At 39.1% G+C, this 19,480-nt stretch carries 23 protein-coding genes; 12 read left to right on the top strand and 11 right to left on the bottom strand.

Translation table 11 applies throughout. The features are described 5' to 3' along the window. Positions 1-304: 304 nt before the first annotated feature. Entirely contained in the window at positions 305-1,066 is a 762-nt protein-coding gene (locus RFW85_RS11010) for a ThiF family adenylyltransferase (RefSeq protein ID WP_002117228.1), read from the top strand. A 65-nt stretch (positions 1,067-1,131) separates the two neighbouring features. On the opposite strand, the gene RFW85_RS11005 is transcribed toward RFW85_RS11010, so the two are convergent. Next, positions 1,132-1,254: a hypothetical protein gene (locus RFW85_RS11005; protein ID WP_086265015.1), complete on the bottom strand. Its 123-nt coding sequence runs from the start codon at positions 1,252-1,254 to the stop codon at positions 1,132-1,134. A 96-nt stretch (positions 1,255-1,350) separates the two neighbouring features. Here RFW85_RS11005 and RFW85_RS11000 point away from each other — a divergent pair, with 96 nt between their 5' ends. Beyond that, positions 1,351-2,250, top strand: coding sequence for a LysR family transcriptional regulator (locus tag RFW85_RS11000; protein ID WP_170247660.1), 900 nt, complete (start codon positions 1,351-1,353; stop codon positions 2,248-2,250). A 31-nt stretch (positions 2,251-2,281) separates the two neighbouring features. Here the strand turns inward: RFW85_RS11000 and RFW85_RS10995 are convergent, their stop codons facing one another. The 3 genes from RFW85_RS10995 to dusA all read right to left on the bottom strand — a co-directional run bounded on the left by RFW85_RS10995 (position 2,282) and on the right by dusA (position 4,719). Further along, complete coding sequence (locus tag RFW85_RS10995) at positions 2,282-2,677, bottom strand: hypothetical protein (RefSeq protein ID WP_170247706.1); 396 nt, start codon at positions 2,675-2,677, stop codon at positions 2,282-2,284. Positions 2,678-2,857: 180 nt separating this feature from the next. Next, on the bottom strand, positions 2,858-3,367 hold the full coding sequence (locus tag RFW85_RS10990; RefSeq protein ID WP_170247661.1) for a hypothetical protein: 510 nt from the start codon (positions 3,365-3,367) through the stop codon (positions 2,858-2,860). A 335-nt stretch (positions 3,368-3,702) separates the two neighbouring features. Next, complete coding sequence (gene dusA / locus RFW85_RS10985) at positions 3,703-4,719, bottom strand: tRNA dihydrouridine(20/20a) synthase DusA (RefSeq protein WP_375143863.1); 1,017 nt, start codon at positions 4,717-4,719, stop codon at positions 3,703-3,705. Positions 4,720-4,852: 133 nt separating this feature from the next. On the opposite strand from dusA, the gene RFW85_RS10980 reads away from it, so the two are divergent. Next, positions 4,853-6,001 carry a tyrosine-type recombinase/integrase gene (locus RFW85_RS10980; protein WP_309171546.1) on the top strand — a complete coding sequence of 383 codons (1,149 nt, stop codon included), beginning with the start codon at positions 4,853-4,855 and terminating at the stop codon, positions 5,999-6,001. Here RFW85_RS10980 and RFW85_RS10975 read toward each other — a convergent pair. The 5 genes from RFW85_RS10975 to RFW85_RS10955 all read right to left on the bottom strand — a co-directional run bounded on the left by RFW85_RS10975 (position 5,985) and on the right by RFW85_RS10955 (position 10,257). Further along, positions 5,985-6,257, bottom strand: coding sequence for a pyocin activator PrtN family protein (locus RFW85_RS10975; protein ID WP_309171545.1), 273 nt, complete (start codon positions 6,255-6,257; stop codon positions 5,985-5,987). The genes RFW85_RS10980 and RFW85_RS10975 overlap by 17 nt on opposite strands. A gap of 16 nt (positions 6,258-6,273) precedes the next feature. After that, positions 6,274-7,227, bottom strand: coding sequence for a hypothetical protein (locus RFW85_RS10970; RefSeq protein ID WP_309171544.1), 954 nt, complete (start codon positions 7,225-7,227; stop codon positions 6,274-6,276). Beyond that, a complete protein-coding gene (locus RFW85_RS10965) occupies positions 7,227-8,144 on the bottom strand; it encodes an inovirus-type Gp2 protein (RefSeq protein ID WP_309171543.1) in 918 nt (305 codons plus the stop codon). The genes RFW85_RS10970 and RFW85_RS10965 overlap by 1 nt, the downstream gene beginning before the upstream one ends. A gap of 665 nt (positions 8,145-8,809) precedes the next feature. Then, positions 8,810-9,955 (bottom strand): hypothetical protein, encoded by a 1,146-nt coding sequence (locus tag RFW85_RS10960; protein WP_309171542.1) that lies wholly within the window; start codon positions 9,953-9,955, stop codon positions 8,810-8,812. 155 nt (positions 9,956-10,110) lie between these two features. Next, on the bottom strand, positions 10,111-10,257 hold the full coding sequence (locus RFW85_RS10955) for a hypothetical protein (RefSeq protein WP_309171541.1): 147 nt from the start codon (positions 10,255-10,257) through the stop codon (positions 10,111-10,113). 689 nt (positions 10,258-10,946) lie between these two features. Here RFW85_RS10955 and RFW85_RS10950 point away from each other — a divergent pair. The 7 genes from RFW85_RS10950 (at position 10,947) to RFW85_RS10920 (ending at position 15,987) form a co-directional block, all read left to right on the top strand. After that, positions 10,947-11,207, top strand: coding sequence for a hypothetical protein (locus tag RFW85_RS10950; RefSeq protein WP_087540846.1), 261 nt, complete (start codon positions 10,947-10,949; stop codon positions 11,205-11,207). A 19-nt stretch (positions 11,208-11,226) separates the two neighbouring features. Further along, the gene (locus RFW85_RS10945; protein ID WP_106985858.1) at positions 11,227-11,811 is read left to right on the top strand and encodes a hypothetical protein; all 585 of its coding nucleotides are present in this window, start codon (positions 11,227-11,229) and stop codon (positions 11,809-11,811) included. Positions 11,812-11,822: 11 nt separating this feature from the next. Beyond that, a complete protein-coding gene (locus RFW85_RS10940) occupies positions 11,823-12,203 on the top strand; it encodes a hypothetical protein (protein ID WP_002116664.1) in 381 nt (126 codons plus the stop codon). Positions 12,204-12,322: 119 nt separating this feature from the next. Next, positions 12,323-12,625, top strand: coding sequence for a hypothetical protein (locus RFW85_RS10935; protein ID WP_309171540.1), 303 nt, complete (start codon positions 12,323-12,325; stop codon positions 12,623-12,625). A gap of 91 nt (positions 12,626-12,716) precedes the next feature. Continuing rightward, entirely contained in the window at positions 12,717-13,763 is a 1,047-nt protein-coding gene (locus RFW85_RS10930) for a DUF932 domain-containing protein (protein ID WP_309171539.1), read from the top strand. 142 nt (positions 13,764-13,905) lie between these two features. Further along, positions 13,906-14,949, top strand: coding sequence for a lambda-exonuclease family protein (locus RFW85_RS10925; protein WP_309171538.1), 1,044 nt, complete (start codon positions 13,906-13,908; stop codon positions 14,947-14,949). A gap of 138 nt (positions 14,950-15,087) precedes the next feature. Next, positions 15,088-15,987 (top strand): hydrolase or metal-binding protein, encoded by a 900-nt coding sequence (locus RFW85_RS10920; protein ID WP_309171537.1) that lies wholly within the window; start codon positions 15,088-15,090, stop codon positions 15,985-15,987. A gap of 98 nt (positions 15,988-16,085) precedes the next feature. On the opposite strand, the gene RFW85_RS10915 is transcribed toward RFW85_RS10920, so the two are convergent. Beyond that, positions 16,086-16,682, bottom strand: a complete 597-nt coding sequence (locus RFW85_RS10915; protein WP_309171536.1) for a putative adenosine monophosphate-protein transferase Fic — start codon at positions 16,680-16,682, stop codon at positions 16,086-16,088. A gap of 12 nt (positions 16,683-16,694) precedes the next feature. Then, on the bottom strand, positions 16,695-16,862 hold the full coding sequence (locus RFW85_RS10910) for a YhfG family protein (protein ID WP_005032665.1): 168 nt from the start codon (positions 16,860-16,862) through the stop codon (positions 16,695-16,697). A gap of 352 nt (positions 16,863-17,214) precedes the next feature. Between RFW85_RS10910 and RFW85_RS10905 the strand changes: the two genes are divergently transcribed. Both RFW85_RS10905 and RFW85_RS10900 read left to right on the top strand, forming a co-directional pair. Continuing rightward, positions 17,215-18,768: a type I restriction-modification system subunit M gene (locus RFW85_RS10905; RefSeq protein ID WP_309171535.1), complete on the top strand. Its 1,554-nt coding sequence runs from the start codon at positions 17,215-17,217 to the stop codon at positions 18,766-18,768. Further along, the coding region (locus RFW85_RS10900) for a restriction endonuclease subunit S (protein WP_309171534.1) at positions 18,765-19,480 on the top strand (716 nt) is incomplete at its 3' end. The genes RFW85_RS10905 and RFW85_RS10900, both read left to right, overlap by 4 nt.

Here is a 19,480-nt window from a genome sequence, read left to right as displayed (position 1 = left end):
CTAATGTTGGGTATATAACTGTATCCTTACTTTTTAAGGATAATGAGCTGTGACTAAAACAGCGCAAGGCAAAAATCCTTTGTCGGGCTGATGGTATATCCTTATACCACAGCCCAACTGGGCGGCATCCGTGCCGCCTGTCACGTTAGTAAATGATGACTTCAGTCTTAAATAATGTAATTTATAATGACAGACTTACCGTGAGTTTAAATATCCCAATCCCAAGTTTTCTTTGATATGAAATACACTTTCTTCTGAAAAGCAGTAAAATACCTCCCGTGTTTTATATCCCCTCAGAGTAGCAATGACCGATATCCAACAAGATGAATATGACCGCCGTTTTGCAGGTGTAGCCAAAGTTTATGGTGATTCATCGTTCCAGCACTATGAAAAAAGTCATGTGATGGTGATTGGTATTGGTGGTGTCGGTAGTTGGGCAGTAGAAGCTTTAGCACGTACGGGTATTGGCGAAATTACATTGGTCGATATGGACGTGGTTGCAGCATCAAATGTAAACCGTCAGCTACCTGCAATGACCTCAACATTAGGCTGTGAAAAAGTTGAGATTATGGCAGAGCGTTGTCGCCAAATTAACCCACATATTAAAGTCAATATTATTGATGACTTCTTAACGCCTGAAAATGTCACAGAGCTTTTAAACCCTGTACCAGACATTGTTTTGGATTGCATCGATGACGTTAAAGCTAAACTGGCTTTAATGCTGCATTGTCGTTTTAATAAAATTCCTTTGATTGTTTCAGGTGGAGCAGGTGGTAAGCTCGATCCACTTAAAATTCGCGTGGCCGATCTATCAAAAACAGAGCAAGACCCAATGTTAGCGAAGCTACGTAGTCAACTTCGTGCTCGCGGCATCTGTAAAAAGCCAAAAGAGAAATTTGGTATTACGTGTATTTACTCAATCGATAATCCATTTTCCAGTGCAGATGTCTGCCCATCAGCTGGCCTACGTTGTGGTGGCTATGGTTCAGCGGTAGTAGTGACTTCAAGTTTTGCCATGATTGCTGTGGCTGAAGTTTTGAAAAAGCTTGATTTAAAGAAAGCCTAATTTAAATATTGAAATTGAAAAGGCATGTGCTTATGTGAGTGCATGCCTTTTATTTTTGAGAGAAACTAATCATACAGCTCTATGTTGTCTTGTTGGGGTTGTGTGGGTAGCTGCTGATCATAAAATTTAAAGCACCATAAAATTAGAACAACAACGGTGAAGATGGTGAGCCCTTTTAAATACTTCATGAATAATTCAATCAAGTGAATGGTCTTGATAAAATTCTAGCGAAGGCTATCTATCTAATCTAATATATAAAATAGACCTAATAATCTAATTTTGAGATGATTATGCTCACATTAAAACAATTCCAATATTTTATAAAAATTGTTGAAGAAGGGAGCTTTACCGCGGCTTCAGAGAAACTCTTTATTGCCCAATCGGCTTTAAGTCGGCAAATTAAACTATTAGAAGAAGAAATTGATTTTCAGTTATTTGATCGAGTTGATAAAAGAGCAAAACTCACATCAGCTGGTGAAGTCTTTTATAAAAAGATAAAAGATAATATGGCCTATTTAAATGAAATTATTGGTCTTTCTAAAAATATTGCAGAAGGAAAAAATCGCCAGATTAAAATCGCTCATTCGAGCAGCATTATTATGGACGATAAGAAAATTCAGATATTAAAAGAAATTAGCTTAGCCAAGCAGATAAATTTTGAGATAAATACTTTGTCATCTGAGCATCAAATTCTAGCTTTAATGAGTGGAGAAGTTGATATTGGTTTGATCAGACCACCAGTTCGACACACTTTAGATGAGATCAATATTGTTAAGCTATATGAAGAACCTTTAATGGTGGCTGTGCATGTTGATCATGCTAAGTTTGCAAATAAACAAGAGATTCAAGTCAAAGACTTAAAAGATGAGTATTTCGTTTCTACACCACATTCTAAGCGCGGAGGTTTGAGTTATTTAGTTTCAAACTTATGCATAGGAGCTGGCTTCTGGCCTAAAACAGCGATGATCCAATCACGTAAGCTAAGCCAATTACAGTTAGTCGCTGCAAATTTGGGTATTAGCATTGTTCCTCAAGAATTTGAACAAATATTACCTAAAAAAGTAAAATTGATTCCTCTAGAAAATAAAAATCTTTTATCTGAAGTGGTTTTAGCTTACAGAACAAACCAGAGTGATCTGATTCAACCTTATGTTGAGCATATCTACAATCTACTAAAAGTGTGAGAGGAGATATGTTTAACCTATGCTGAAACAATTATTGTGGTCCAGTGTGTTCACTAATAGTAAATGTATATTCAGTATCACCCTCTAACTGACGTTCCTGAGATAGGATGTCCATTTTGGGGCGCTTATCTTGGTAAAATTCCAAATTGATACAACCACTATTGTTAACCGCATAGCGAATATAGTAACGATCAGGCTCTAGAAAAAAAGTTGTTTCTTCAAATGAGCGAAGAGATAGTATTTTCTTCTTGTCGTGATAAATCACGGAAGGACAATCTAGTAGTCCATTTAAATATTGTTTTCGTATCACATGGATCCGAGCTTTAGGTGTGGTTTCTTTTAATAAATATTGAGGTTCATAAATCCGTTTCCCGGGTACTTTTTTAAAAACCTCTATAATGTTTGTATCGGAGGCGGCATAAGTCATGCTAAACGATGTCAGTAAGTAAAAGCTCAGCAGTATTCTTTTCATAAAGTTCCATCATTATTTTTGATAAGTACAATATGAAAATAAAGCAAAAAAGAAGCCAAGCTGGATTTAAAATACTCGTTTGATCAGTTGTTTCAAACAATTAAAGCAATTGAATATCTCTAGTTTTTAGGTAGATTACCCTAGTCGATAATAAGTATAAGTTACGCTGTCATCTTTATAGACATCATAGCTATTTTGTTTGAAGTCAGAGACCCATTCACTTCCAGTGTACCCTGCGATGTGTCCATAAATGTGGTTGCGGGTTCTGTGAATGATATAAATGTCACCTTCTTGAGGTTCATCGAAGGCTGGATCAATTTGTTTATAGCCAATCTTTTTGAGAGTATCGCCCCAATCTGAAGCTGCGATTGGATGGTTTTTAACATTAGCACCAGCAGATTCGAGTGCAAGACGGATACTACGTGCGCATCTAGCTTTACTGCGTCTAGAAGTAACGCTTTCTAATTTTTCTACAAACTTTTCTACATCGATCGGTGGGTTGGTTGAAGTTTGAGTTTGATGATTATTAGGTTTCATGGTGAAAGGATAAGGTAGGCTGGGTGCGCTGTGCGATACAACAATGGCTGCCTGATTTGAATCCTGATACATATAATTATCAGCTACTTGTCCGTCATAAATAATCATCGTGAAATCTCTACCGTGCTACCCATATCCATATTAAAAAAATCACCACCTACCTGTGGCGTTCAGAGATACTAATAGACGTATCTTAAAAGTTTTGTTTATGTTATGTAATAACGTATCTTTTTTCCAGAGGTGCCTGCCTTGGAGCGAAAAGATACTTATCAAAAGAGGCGGTTAAAAATAGTGAAATTTAAATTATTGATATCATTGTAAATAAATAACTAATCAGAGCTTAAATTTGAATATTTTGTTCCAATATTTGCGAATATACTCAAAATCTAAGTCTCTGATTTAAAATGCCACATTTTCTTACAATTTAAGAAGTCGTCGCCAACTTAAACCTGCTGCTCTTTTACATATTCTTCAGTGCGAATCATGGCTGCTCGCATGTTTTGAATTGCATTTTCAACATCAGCTAAAGTCTTTGCATTTCCACCACTTAGTGCTTGGCGCCATTTACGAGCACCCGGTAAGTTTTGAAATAAACCTAAAATATGACGTGTAATGATTGAAAGGGGAGCACCTTCAGCCATACGTTGCTCAATATAAGGCAGCATTTGTTCCATAATATCGAAACGGTCTGGTGCTTCTAAGTTCCAAAGTTGGCCAAGCTCAGCAAGTAGATAAGGGTTGTGATAGGCTTCACGGCCAATCATGACGCCATCAACATGTTGTAAATGAGCTTGAGTTTCGGCAAACGTTTTAATACCGCCGTTAATTTCAATAGTCAGATGTGGGCGTTCTTGCTTTAAGCGATATACATCTTCGTAGCGTAAAGGAGGGACTTCTCGATTTTCTTTGGGAGACAAGCCTTTCAATATCGCAATACGGGCATGCACAATGAAATACGTACAACCTGTTGCAGCGACAGTATCTACGAAATGTAGCATTTCTTCGTAAGACTGCATGTCATCAATACCGATACGGTGCTTTACCGTTACGGGAATACTCACCGCCTTTTGCATGCTGTGAATGCATTCAGCAACCAAGTCTGGCTCTGCCATTAAACATGCACCGATTTTATTATTCTGTACCCGGTCACTTGGGCAGCCTACATTGAGGTTGACTTCATCGTAGCCCCAGTCTTCAGCCATTTTTGTGCAAGTGGCAAGCTCTTGAGGGTTTGAACCGCCAAGTTGCAATACGATCGGGTGTTCTTGAGCACTATAGTCTAAATGACGTTTTGCATCGCCAAATAAAATCGCGCCTGTAGTCACCATTTCGGTGTATAGCACAACGTTTGGGTTAAACAAGCGTGCAAAGAATCGGTAGTCCTTGGTAGTCCAGTCCATCATCGGGGCAACACTGATTCGCGGAGATTGAGTGTTTTCAATGTTTTTGTTAATAGTCATTAAAAATCATACCTTTAATCTATGTTTCGCAACCTGCGCGAATCTGTTTTAACCTGTGTTTAGGTGGGTTAATCGGTTTGCATTTACACCAAATTTTACACCATAATCAAAAAAACAGGTTATGGTGTAAATTATGGGGTCAATTACAGCAAGGAAAGGTGCAGATGGTAAAGTTAACTATCGTGCTGCGATTCGAATCAATCGAATGGGCTTTCCTACTTTCTCTGAAAGTAAAACATTTCACTCAAAGAAGTTAGCTGAAAACTGGGTTAAGAAACGAGAAGTCGAAATTCAAGAAAATCCTGATATTTTGCTTGGCAAAGAAAAGCTGATTGATCTGACCTTATCAGATGCCATAGATAAATATTTGGATGAAGTCGGGAGCGAGTACGGAAGGACGAAACGCTATTCTCTGCTCTTAATTAAGAAGCTACCAATTGCGCGCAATATTATCACAAAAATAAAATCAGTACATTTGGCCGAGCATGTTGCTTTAAGGAAGGGAGGAGTACCTCATCTAGAACTTGAACCTATTGCGACCAGTACGCAGCAACATGAGCTTTTACATATCCGTGGTGTGCTTTCTCATGCTGCTGTTATGTGGGAAATGGATATTGATTTAAATGGCTTTGATAAGGCTACGGCTCAGTTAAGAAAAACACGTCAAATTTCCTCAAGTCAAAAAAGAGATCGACTCCCTTCAACTGGTGAATTGATTGCATTAACGAAATATTTTACAGAACGATGGAAGCTAAACCGTTACGGTTCTAAGTATCCAATGCATTTGATTATGTGGTTTGCTATTTTCTCATGCAGACGTGAAGCTGAATTAACACGATTATATCTTCGAGATTATGATTCACATCACTCAACTTGGAAAGTGCATGATCTAAAAAATCCAAACGGCTCCAAAGGTAATCATAAATCATTTGATGTCCTTGATCCTTGTAAGGAAATGATTAAAAGATTAAAGCACTCAGAAGTTCGTGAACGGATGTTGAAGCTTGGGCATGATGAAAATTTGCTACTGCCGTTGAATCCTAAAAGTTTAGGCAAAGAGTTTAGAGAAGCGTGCCGAATGTTAGGTATTGATGATTTGCGCTTTCATGATTTGAGACACGAAGGCTGTACACGTTTAGCAGAACAGAGTTTTACTATTCCTGAGATTCAGAAGGTAAGCTTGCATGACTCTTGGAGTAGTTTACAGCGTTATGTGTCAGTGAAGGCAAGAAGAAATACTATGCAGTTTGAAGAGGTGCTACGCCTCATCGATGAAACGTAGCATAATCTTTAGAAGCTTCTAAATACTTACTGTCTAAAATATCTGCTAGATCTTTAATGTGCACCAAAAAGGGTGCACGTTTACTTTGATCTATTTTAAACACTGAGAAAGGGAATTCTTGATTATTCGCCTTTCTCAGTGCTTCAGCTTTACTAAGATGGGGGTAATAGTCGGAAACTATTGTCATCAGTTCAACGGTCATAGAGCGATATTTCATAAAGAGGTAGTCAGCAGTGGTAAGCTGAAATATTCCCATTATTAAATTTTCAACCCTATTTGACAAATTTTGAGTACAAAATCTCAAGAGAAGTCTGTAATCCATCTACTCTATATAATGCATCTGTACCTATAAGATAGCTTTTTAGACACCTGATCCGTTCTCTGTAATTTGGATTTTTCTTACTAAAACGGTTGTTAGCAAGAAACCCATTTAAGCATCCAGAATCATAGTTAAAGTAATAGCAACTATTTGATTCAACAGTATTTTTTATACATTGAAAGAAGCTTAGGTCTGTAAACCCTGATGGTTCATCAATGTAATCTTTCTGCAAGATCACGATATAGCGCAGGTTCATTCGCTTGTTTAAACAAGGTTCTTTCTTTAACAAAATGGCTAAACATTTATCAGGCTCGATCTGACTCAGCTGAGTTTTTAGTTCATTACTGATAAATTTCTCTAACCCATTAATATGTATAGTATTATTTTGATCCGTATCATAATTAAGGCAGAACTCTTGGAGCTCAAAACCAGAAGAGCTTCTTTCAATATTTCGAAATATTGTATCCAATTCTTGCTTTGAGCCTTCAAAAGGCTTAGACCATTCGATAAGGCTCTTAGTAAATTCAATAGTTTGTATGCGATATTGGAAATGCTCAGATAAATAAGATACAGCAAGTGGATTAATGGTAGCAGTTTGATTTTGCTGAATTAAGCCATGTTCATAAGCTAGATTACCTAAGTTTGCATTATATGGATTCAGGCTAATATTTGACATATTGCCATTAAACCATGGTGCATTATTCAGCCAAGGAATTGTCTGTATTGCTTGCATAATAGCGACATTTGAGCCTTTAAGGGCTTTTTCAATGCTTTTAGCAGATGCTTTTCCAATAAGTGATGCTGCTTGATAAATATCAGATGGACTTGGATGTGATAGTGCTAATCGTGCACCAGTGCTACAAAAATATGCAGTATGAGCTACTGAAAGATCTTTCTTAGTCAACATTAGAAATCCCCCTTATCTTTGCTATTCAACAAAGTTGTGTTAACAGCTTTTCTTGGACGACCAGCATTAGAGCCTCGTTGAGGTGGTTGGCTGGTCTGAATTGTTCTAACGCTTTTCAGTTTGTTAAACATAAAGTACTGTTCCTTTTTACAGAAATATTGAACACAGTCATCTAACGCTTTACGTTTTGCGGTATCTGTGTAGCCAATCATTCCTATACATAGAGTTTTGTATTTGTGTTTTGCCATATGGCAGTTATAGGTGCAGCCTCGATCGTTCGTAAGCTTCTTCCAGTACTTGGTAATTTCATGTGCAAAATACCCATCACTTTGATGTAAATTGCCATCCATAAAAAACAGAGCATGGACGTGAAAACCTTTTTTCAACCCATGTTCAAACTTCAAAATATAACCCTTGATTTGGTTCAATATTTTGTTGTGCCTTCTATTCCTTAGTAACTGTGCAATCAATTCTTTTAAAGATTGCAAGGCATCTTCAGAATGAAAAGGGTGTTGTAGTTCATTTGGGCAATAAGGGGTTAAGTTCTCTAAAGGTGGCTTAAAGGCAAAATCAACACGTATAACCAAAAGTTTGCTGAATTTGGCAAAGCATTGGTTTATCGCTTTACGACAAGACTTTAAGTTTTGTTTAGCCTTTTCCTCACGTTTTCGGATAACATTTTTTACTATAGTGTTACCCATTTGCTCACGAATCAGTTGAACGAATTGATTTAATAAATCTGCTCTTGGTTGTATATGTACAAGAGGTTGGGAATTTGGTTGTTCAAATAACCCAATCAGATCTAATTCGGTATTTAAAAGTTCTTTTGCTTTGAAGAAACATAATATTTCTTCACAGACTATAAAGTCTTTCAGGTAACTAAGATCAATGCCTGCAATATCATCAAAGACAGGCACAAATGGTCTTATCCACTGAGCGTAGTAAAAGAAGCCCTTAAATACGTTGAAATCATCGGGTTCAACTTTGGCTGCAAATTCGCTTTGCGTTTAAACATTCCCTGACGAATGACACTATATTGAGCATACATTTCAATCGGTGGTCACGATATAAAATGGTCTGTTCAATCTCTGATGATGGCAGAAGTTCAAATGCACCATCGCTAATGAGAGGATAAACAATCGCAGGTGTTTGAGCTTTGTAAGATTTAAGAGGCATGAGTGTACCCCTTAGCTTTATAGCAGTTAAATCTATACTGATTAATAATCAGTAGTGTTTTGTATAACACTACTGGAATAGGTATAGACAAACTACCCAGATGATAAGTAGTACACCTATTGGGATAATAGATACTTAATAGTAATATTATCCTTAATTCAGAGGTTCGGCCTGATCGAGGTTTTATACTTTGACCTTGTGATGAACCCGAAGGTTTTTTAAATATTGCGGTGTACATACTTACTGTCCTAAATGTTGGATTAGTTATGGGAAAAGCCCATTAAATTGAATAGCTACCTTGAAGCAGAAAGGACACTATCCAATGACAGTAAATTTACACTTGATTGAAAAATTAATAATGAGCCGTCCAAGTAATTTAAAAAAACTTATTCAACATTAAAATCAGTTACTTATGGATTATTTGTTCGTAAAGGGCAGGGTTTTTGTTGATGAGTTTAAGTATTCTGGTTGGTAAGTTCTCTAGCTTAATGTACTGATTGTGGTTATTGTTGTTTCGGTCATTATTCATGAAAACCTCAATTTCCTTTGCAATCTCATCTGCTATTTTCTCAGCAGCTGCATTCTTGCTTTTATATTTATTCTTGAATTTGTCTTGCTTGAGAAGTTCTAAAATTTTGTGATCAATAGCTTCAAAATTGTGTTTCTTTTTTAAATTACCCTCAATATTTAATGATGAGCCATTTAGTTTTTTAAGTAACTTTGTATTGTTTAACAAAGTATGTCCTTCACATATAACTGGTATATTCTCTATTTTTTTATTTGATGTCGAAGATCTTTGGTATTGTTTAAAAAGACCAAGCGCAATACATTCATTTATAGCTTGTTCTAAGTGAATGCCTGAATTTATATACATTGATTCGCGATAAGACTTTAATTTATCTATAAAACAAGGCTCATTTTTGTATTGCTTTTTAGCACCCTCTGGATCTTCGATAAAGGAATCAAGCAAATCAAGTTTTTCGTATATGTCTATGGCTTTTGCTAGATACTCGAAAATAGAAAGTATTGACTTATGACGGTCTTCCTCATATGTATCAATAATTTCTTGGCAGCGTTGTAAGCTCGCTTCTATGGTAATTGTCGGATCAACCACTTCTACTAAAATTGATTTGATACAAGTCGAAAAAATTATAACTATGCCGGTAAATAATTGGATAATGCTATTTTTGGAATTGTATGTACCTGCACGCATTATCTCTACATCGAGAAAGTTGCATTGGAAAATTTCTTTATGCAAGTAGTCTGGGATTAATGTACCTCTAATATTTAGAAAATTGTAGGGGTAGCTTTTACCTGAATACACAATTTCAATTTGGGTAAGTATTTTTGTTTCTTTTATATCTTTATAAGTGGTCTTGATCTGGTGCAGTTCAGAGATACAGGGACTTTGTTGTAATGACATCTCTTTTAGAAAAGCTCTAAAATTTTTTTCAGCTAATTTTAGATCGGCTTCAGTTGGATCTGGTCTTTCTAATTTTTCAAATTGATCTGTTATGTTGTCTGGCTTCTTTTGTTTATTTTTAATACGCATAATCTGGCTTCAATAGTTGTACATACTTAACTATTTTAGCTTAAAAGTCATTAAATTGAGTGTAAGACACTTATAACTAAAAAAGCGTTAACGCCGTGTCTTTTCTAAAGTTGAAGGCCTAAAAAAGCCCTAGATGATAGGGCTATTTTTGATTTTTATTCACCTGAGCTATGAAGGTCTTCCCAAGTTTGAGCAGCAACTTCATATGAAACATTGTCCGATTCAGCAATTTTTCGAATCTCATTTTCGCGAGCTTCTTTGTAATCTTCTTCTTGCTGTTCAAGATTTAGATCTTGTTTCATGTTTAATCCCCCTTAATTAAAAATTTTAGTTGGATTAATATGCAGAAAAAGAGCTAAGGTTTCAATACTACAAATGATGCAATATAACATTAATTTTTTACGTATTAGCTGATTGCTTGACGCTCTACAATCCGCAGATTATCCTTAGCCTGCTGACCTACATCGTCAGTCGGTTTTGACAGACCGTTATCATCTAGCACATCAAAAAAGTAATTTTTTGGTGGCGAACTCGTTCGTCCCCCTTCGTTGCGGTAGGGCGAGGGAGGGACGCCTTGTGCGTGCCGGTTCCTAGATGACTGGTCTGTCAACCCTTTCTCGTTCTGCCACCATCATTTGACAGTGACTTGGTAGAACTTCTAAACCATCTAGGAGTACGCCATGCGCTTACATCAAGACCGTCTTTTATATTTCTCTTTTTTCATGTTTGTGCCGTTGGGTGATTAGACCTGATGCTGTGCAGTCAATGCATAGCTGTGTCCATGACTTTCTAAGAATAAAACTTTTTCAAGTACATATTACCGATATGAAGATGAATCTCTCATGCTGTTTGAGGGGCATAGATTTGTGTGCTTTATCGTCTATAACACTTCAAAAAAAACATAGATATTCATTCCAACATTTATGACATTAGGAACACTGTCTCTGATTAAGACTAAGACCAGTGATGCCTATAAAAAGAGAAAATGATTATGTTTAAAACATTCCTAAAAACGGCCCTTATTTCATCACTGCTTACAGGCGCATCATTGACGCAGGCAGGCTGGTTTGCACAAGCCAGCGAAGCCTATTTTGTTAAGGCCCGCAATTTGGGTGGTGGAGTGTATCAGTGCATGTATAAAACCAATCCGGGCAACCGTGGTTGGCGTAATTTCACGGTGAACTTTCAGGGTGGTTGTCCACGCTTCGTTCACTTTAATGCTCAGAATGGTCAAGTCACTGTACCCAACTAAAGACGGGGGAGCATTTGAGATGAACCAAAAAACCATATTGGGCTTGGCGGCAATCTTAGCCCTGACCTTGATCAGCATTGCAGGTTTCTATTTCTTTAGCCCCAAACATGCAACTGAAAAAACTGTTCAAGCAGCTAGTACTTTGGAGGCCAGCTCTGCACAGCCTCTAGAATCTGCCAGTTCAGAGCCAGCTTCAACCGAGATTGCAGCGGCAGAAGTGGATGGGATTGATGTCAAAGAATTGACCACGGGAAGCAAAAGTCTGAGTCCATCAGGTCATGAACCTGAATTACTCAGCTTTGAGTTTGATAAAAACCTAAAGTCTGTCGATACCTTACTGTCGATGCTGCCTTATGACGAACTGCCTCAGTTTGAGCAGGACAACATAGACAAGTATCAACGCTATGTATTCGCTAAAGCCGCAAAAGATACAGGCAAATCAGTGAAAGACTTCAGCTTGCAGGAACACGGAGCACTGGAATCGGAGCAGGCGGGTAATCGTTACTACGTTTATAAATTTGATAATGGCACAGACTGTGAAATTCATCTGGTCAGTATTGATTTAAACACGGGCGATTATGGCGTGAGCTATAACTACTGCTAGGGATGAATTTTATGACGCAATTTTTTAAACCGATCCTACTCGCATTGACTGCAACGACAGGAATGTTAATGGGTGGCTGTAATTCTGGCCTTGATCCAAATACATTTACGGTAGAACTCGATGTCAAAGATACCAGTAACTGGTATGCACAAAATCAATCCGCTACAGTATTGACGATCCGTTCTAACAGTGCAGATCCGATTGATGTCACCAATGTGCTGATCAACAACGGTGAATGCAGTTATGAAGGCTATCGTCGATCGTTGGAATATCCACAGCATTTTAAAATGGGTCTGCGTTTAAGACTGAAATTAACAGGCTGTGGCTATGACAACGTAGTGCGTGTTGATGTTGAAACGGAAAAAGGCACTGCAAGATATAGCTTTCAATAACGGCCTTCGACTCTCCACGACAAATCAAAATCTAAATCAAACCGTGTCCTCAATGGGCACGGTTTTTTTATGCCCTTAATTCAGCTCTTCGCACTGAATTCATCTAACAAGGAATATCAATGTCCTTTATTCAATGTCCCTACTGTCAGTCTAGCCATGTCAGACAGACCGATTCAGGCAACGCCCACGCCAACTACTTCGAACAGTTACAACGCTGTATTTCACCAACACAGATAGCGATGTTTGGCATGCAGGTCGCTCGCAAGTCAGGCTTTTCACCGCTCTTCGGTGCAGCCGTCGGGGTGGTGATCGGCGGCGTACTGGTGGTGGTTAGTCAGTACTACTTTGAAAAGTATTACAGCAATGCCGAGCAGTATGTCTGCTTGGATTGCCAACAACCCTTTGCATGGGTGAAGCAATAGTTACATCGATATATACATTTACATGCACGCATTCTTCATTCTTTAATACCTTACACCACATCTTTACATTTTCATTTTAGGAATATTCACAATGGCACATCAAATTGAACAAATGGCTTATGTAGGTCAAACCCCTTGGCATGGTTTGGGCAATCAACTCACACCGAACCAACCGATCGAAGTCTGGGCCAAGCAAGCAGGCATGGACTGGCAGATCGAAAGCTCGAATGTCAGTTATATGGCGGAAAACCATAAAGGACAAAGCTTAATCCTACCGCATGATGAACAGCGGGTTTTGTACCGTTCCGATACGCATGCGCCTTTATCGGTGGTCAGTCAGCGTTATCAGGAAGTCCAACCCCGAGAGATTCTAGAATTCTATCGAGACTTGACTGAACAATCAGGCTTTGAACTGGAAACCGCAGGCGTACTGAAAGGTGGTAAGAAATTCTGGGCTTTAGCCAAAACAGGGCAGACTTCTGCTTTAAAAGGCAAAGATGTCAGCAATGGTTATATTCTCTTGGCTACGGCGTGTGACGGTACACTGGCAACTACAGCGCAATTCACCAGTATTCGCGTGGTGTGTAACAATACTCTAGCCATTGCCCTCAAAGGTCAGAGCGCGAGTGCAGGTGTGGTCAAAGTGCCACACAGTACCAAGTTCGATGCCCAGAAGATCAAACAGCAATTGGGTATTTCAGTGCGAGCATGGAACGAGCACATGTATGAAATGAAACAGCTCAGTCAGCGTAAAGTCACACAGACTGAAGCAGCAGCGTATTTCGATGCGGTGTTTAACAATAGCAGTCTGAGTCCAACCGAGCAGGATGACAGTATTATTCAGTTCTATCGCAATGTAGCAACGCAAGGGAGCCAATCCAATAAAGCTGACAACAAGACGGAACCAAATGGCCGAGCAATGTCTAAGGTCATGACTATGTTTAATGGACATGGCCGTGGGGCAGAACTCAGCTCAGCCAAAGATACGGCGTATGGCTTACTTTGCAGTATCACCGAATTTGCCGATCACGAACGTCGAGCGATGAGTCAGGATCATCGTTTAGATTCAGCATGGTTCGGTGCAGGGGCAGGCTTAAAACAACGTGGACTGGAACAAGCATTACGCTTGATTGTTTAAGTTTAGATTCAGATTCGGAATTTAAAATAATCACATCAGATCAACATGATCCTGAAAATCTCCTTGAATCCAAATACCTCTTTGCCACATCTCCAGATGTGGCTTTTTTATGCCTAAAATTTAATAATCAGAGGACATCTATATGAACTCAGTTTTAATTCAACCTCATCCCACTCGAGCAAATATCCATATTCATCGCCCTAAACTCCTCCATGCAAAACGCTTTGTGGAGACCAAAAACCTAAGTCAGGCCGAATGGCTAGAAGTAAGACGCAAGGGCATTGGCAGTAGTGACTGTGCCGCGGCGTGTGGCCTCAATCCCTATATGTCGATGCTCGAACTATGGATGATTAAGACTGGACGTATTCTACAAAATATAGAAGATGAAAGTGAAGGCCATGCACCCTTGTACTGGGGGAAAAGGCTTGAGCCTTTAGTGGCAGAATACTACAGCATGCATACCAACTACAAAGTACGTCGAGTCAATGCGGTATTACAACATCCTGATCCAGACAAGCACTTCATGCTGGCGAATCTGGATTACTCCGTAGTTGGGGATGCAGATGTACAAATTCTGGAATGTAAAACCGCAGGGGAATATGGGGCCAAGCTGTGGCGAGATGGTGTACCGTTATACGTACTCTGTCAGGTACAACATCAATTGGCAGTCACAGGCAAGAAAGCAGCTCATATCTGCGTACTGATTTGTGGACATGAAACTCGCATCTTTAAAGTAACGCGTAGCGAATCGGTGATTCAGCATATTGTGAATGCAGAGCGTTACTTCTGGGACTGTGTGGAAAAGGATACGCCACCTGAAGCCGATGCCAGTGAATCCGCAGCTAAAGCCTTACAGCTACTCTATCCTGAACATGTACCGCTCAGCACCACGGATCTATCTGAGGATGAGCAAGCCAATCAACAGTTTGAGCAACTGCTTCAAGCTCGGAGCCAAATTGACAAGCATCAGGAGCAGTTTGATCTGCTGAAGCACCAACTTCAAGCCAAGATGCAGCAGGCTGAACGTGCCACCTTCAAAGCGGGTTCAGTGACGTGGAAGAAATCGAAAGACTCAATCAGCTTAGATAGTAAGGCATTACTCAAACAGCATCCTGAATATCTCAATCAATTTCCACAAAGCAAGCAGGGCACACGGCGTTTTAACATCTATAGCGATGCTGACTGAAATAGATTTAGCCTAAGTTCAATTCATAAGCAAAACACTCAACCAATATCCGAGAATCCCATGCCTCAGCGCATGGGATTTTTTTATGCAAATTTTATTTTAACCAAGCAACACATTTAAGCAGAAGAGGAAAACACCATGATTAAAGGTCTAGCCATTACACCGCCAATTCTTGGGCGGATCAGTATCGGCAAGGTTGTCGAAAAGAACGGCAAGCGCATCCCTGAAAAGGATGACCAATTCACCATTACCAGCCAAATCCAAAACAAGGATAGTGGTTGGGTGAAACATCCACTCGATGAGCAACTACGTGCTAAAGCACCCAATCAAAAACTACGGGCTATTCCAGTTCGTATGATCTTTAATGATCCTGAACTGAATCTACGGGCGGAATACAGTTTATTTGACCGTCAAACGGGTAGGCCTGTATGTGTTGGGAATGGAGAAACCTGCCAACGACTGACTAATCAAGGGGTAGAACAACATCCATGCCCATCCCCTGATTTATGTCCATTGGCACAAGGAGGTAACTGTAAACCTTATGGGCGTTTGTATGTCAATTTAGATGAGTCGGATGAACTCGGGACATTCATCTTTAGAACCACGGGCTTTAATAGTATTCGGACTTTGGCGGCACGACTCAGTTATTACCATGCAGCATCAAATGGCTTACTTTCATGCCTACCTTTACAACTCACGCTGAGAGGCAAGTCCACTACACAAAGCTATCGTCAGCCCGTGTATTACGTAGATTTAACGTTACGGGAAGGCGTGGATTTGCAAACCGCGATTCAGACAGCCAAGGAGATTGACCAACAGGGGAAGCAGGCGGGGTTTGATCAGGCGGCATTAGATCAGATTGCGCGGCAGGGTTTTGCCAATGCCAAGTTTGAAGTGTATGCAGAGGAGGGGATGGAATTGCTAGAAGAGTTTTATCCACATAGTCACAGTGCTGTAGATACAGAGCATTCAGCGCAATTGAGCTATGTGCAGGAGATTCAGCAGGGGTTGCAGCAGAGTGTTAGAGCTGTGAATTGAACACAGTTGAATTATCTAGTCAGCTTGGTAAGTCAATTAATAGATTGCGAACAAGTTGGCTAGCCACTAATTGATGGGAGCTTTGGCTCCCTTATTTTTTAGTCTGGTAGGGTAAGACATGATTCAAATATTTGAATTAATAGCTGCAAATTACCATAAAAGCCTTCAATATTTGCTTGTACCCATTGTTCTTTAGAGTTGATTTTCGACCAATCAATGCCATAGCCACAGTAGGCAATTAGGTGTTCAAAGAAGATACGTTGGGTACGTCCATTACCCTCACGAAACGGATGGATGACATTGAGTTCGCAATACAAATCAGCAAGTTTAGGTATAAAATATTTCGACTCTAGATCTTGAAAGTAATTTTGCTGTTGAAGTGAATTGAGCAGTTTGTTTGTTTCAATTCCAATACGGGAAAATGTACAAAAGCGAGTATCACCTTTAGAAATATCAATTTGTCGAAGTTGTCCTGCCCATTCATACAAGTCACCAAAAAGCTGGGTATGGATGGCTTGTAAGTATTGTAGGTTATATGGTGGTTCTGCATAGTCAATTAAACTACTAGATAAACCAGATAGTTCAAGTTCGGCTTGCTCTAAGATGTGCTCATCACGGATATTGAGTTTATTCTTTAAAATACTTGTACCAGAGTAGCAATATAGGCTGTCCCCCAGTTCCCCATATTTATCCATAATGCTATCCGATTAGCTTTCAGTTTGCGAATACTTTTTATATTTTTGCAAAATTTGTGCTTTGCTAAGCTGGGTTGGGTTCCCTAGTGTGGTCATCCCTTCAAGTTTGAGACTAGCTTGGTAGTTTTGCAAACGCGTCTCTTGAATATATTTTTTTTTCTGTTCGGTGGTCTTAAGCATTTTGAGACTCCATCAATTTAACAACTAAAATAAGTATAGCAGAGAATCCAGCCATATATTAGTGCGACAGTTCATGACTTTTTAACACCGAAGTTCGCTAAAAAACTTGATTTTTTGCTAAACTCCTTCTGCTTATCGATTTTAGACTTTATTGCATTGTTTATGCGCAACACGAAAGAGATTGAATAACGCATATGCAGCTCGAATCTACAGCTATTTAACATATGAACAATCTCTCATACTCTTTTAAGTTGTTTTACTTAGGAAAGTGGATTAGGGGATTAAGCTGAGCTGTAAAGTTTTAAAAACCACGAGCTAGACTTTCTTAACAACGATTTTTTAGGATGTTTCCATGACCAGTACCCAACAGCGCGCAGCACTGCAACGCCAAATTTGGCAGATTGCCAACGATGTCCGTGGCGCAGTGGATGGTTGGGACTTTAAACAATATGTATTGGGTACGCTGTTTTATCGCTTTATTAGTGAAAACTTTTCCAGTTATATAGAAGGCGGTGACGACAGCATTCAATATGCTGAACTTTCTGATCAAGTCATTACGGCAGAGATCAAAGATGATGCGATTAAAACTAAGGGGTATTTCATCTACCCAAGTCAATTATTTAGCAATATTGCCAAAGGTGCTAATACGAACGAAAGTCTGAATACCGATTTAGCTGCCATTTTCGCTAGTATTGAAAGTTCAGCCAATGGCTATCCGTCGGAGCAGGATATAAAAGGGTTATTTGCTGACTTTGACACCACCAGCAACCGTTTGGGCAATACCGTTAAAGATAAAAATATCCGTTTGGCTGCTGTGCTCAAGGGCGTAGCTGGGCTAGATTTTGGTGACTTTAATACCAGTCATATTGACCTGTTTGGTGATGCGTATGAGTTTCTAATTTCTAACTATGCTGCCAATGCAGGTAAATCAGGCGGTGAGTTCTTTACGCCACAGCATGTATCTAAATTAATTGCTCAGTTAGCTATGCATAAACAAAAAACGGTCAATAAAATTTATGACCCTGCTTGCGGTTCAGGTTCTTTGCTTTTACAAGCCAAAAAACACTTTGATGCCCATACTATTGAAGATGGTTTTTGGGGACAAGAGCTGAATCATACCACCTACAACCTTGCACGTATGAACATGTTTTTGCATAACATTAACTACGACAAGTTTAATATCCAGTTAGGTGACACATTAAGAGAACCACACTTTGGTGATGACAAGCCATTTGATGCGATTGTGTCTAATCCACCGTATTCGGTGAAATGGATTGGTTTGGATGACCCCACTTTAATCAATGATGAACGCTTTGCTCCCGCAGGCGTACTTGCACCCAAGTCTAAAGCTGATTTTGCTTTTGTGTTGCATGCGTTAAGTTATTTGTCTGCTAAAGGTCGTGCGGCGATTGTGTGCTTCCCAGGGATTTTTTACCGTGGTGGTGCTGAGCAGAAAATTCGTCAATATTTGGTCGATAACAACTATGTTGAAACGGTCATTTCACTTGCATCGAACTTATTTTACGGCACGACCATTGCTGTAAATATTTTGGTGCTGTCTAAGCATAAAACCGAAAATACAACTCAGTTTATTGATGCCAGTGGCTTATTTAAAAAAGAAACCAATAACAATATTTTGACTGATGCACACATTGAACAGATTATGCAGGTATTCGATAGCAAAGCCAATATCGAATATTTTGCTCAATCTGTCTCATTCGATGCGATTCAATCTAACGACTACAATCTATCTGTTAGTAGTTATGTGGAAGCTAAAGACACCCGTGAAAAGGTGGATATTGTCCAACTGAATGCTGAGCTAAAAACGACGGTGGCTAAAATTGACCAACTTCGTAAAGAGATTGATGCGATAGTGGCGGAGATTGAAGGTGAGGACATGGCATGAACAATACAGATTTTATGCAAAAGCTACTTAATGGAGCACAGGTTGAATGGAAAGCAGTTTCAGAAATATTTCATTTGAAAAATGGCTATACACCATCGACATCAAAAAAAGAATTTTGGGAAAACGGTTCTGTTCCGTGGTTTAGGATGGATGACATCCGTGAGAATGGTCAAATCCTTGGAGACTCATTACAAAAAATTTCGGAAACAGCCGTAAAAGGAGGGAAATTATTTCCCGCTAATTCCATCATAATTTCAACATCGGCTACGATTGGCGAACACGCATTAATTACTGTTCCATATTTAGCAAATCAAAGGTTTACCAATTTAAGTTTGAAAGATAGTTATGTAAAAGTTTTTGATATGAAGTTTATTTTTTACTACTGTTTTTTATTGGCAGAATGGTGTAAAAAAAATACAACGATGTCAAGTTTTGCCTCTGTAGATATGGATGGTTTTAGAAAATTTCAAATCCCCATCCCATGCCCAGATAACCCAAAAAAATCCCTTGAAATTCAAGCTGAAATTGTACGAATCTTGGATGCATTTACCGCTATGACTGCGGAGCTGACTGCGGAGCTTAAACTAAGAAATCAACAATATCAATATTTTAGAGATAAGTTGTTGACATTTGATATGGGCGAAGCACAATCGTCTTCGGACGAGATCGGACGAGATCGGACGAGATCGGACGAGATCGGACGAGATCGGAC

Origin of the sequence: Acinetobacter sp. 12966 (assembly GCF_031196995.1) — a bacterium.
In the GTDB taxonomy this organism is placed as follows: Bacteria; Pseudomonadota; Gammaproteobacteria; order Pseudomonadales; family Moraxellaceae; genus Acinetobacter; species Acinetobacter geminorum.
The sequence above is the reverse complement of the archived record's forward strand: the minus strand, read 5'-3'. Positions and strand labels throughout refer to the sequence as shown.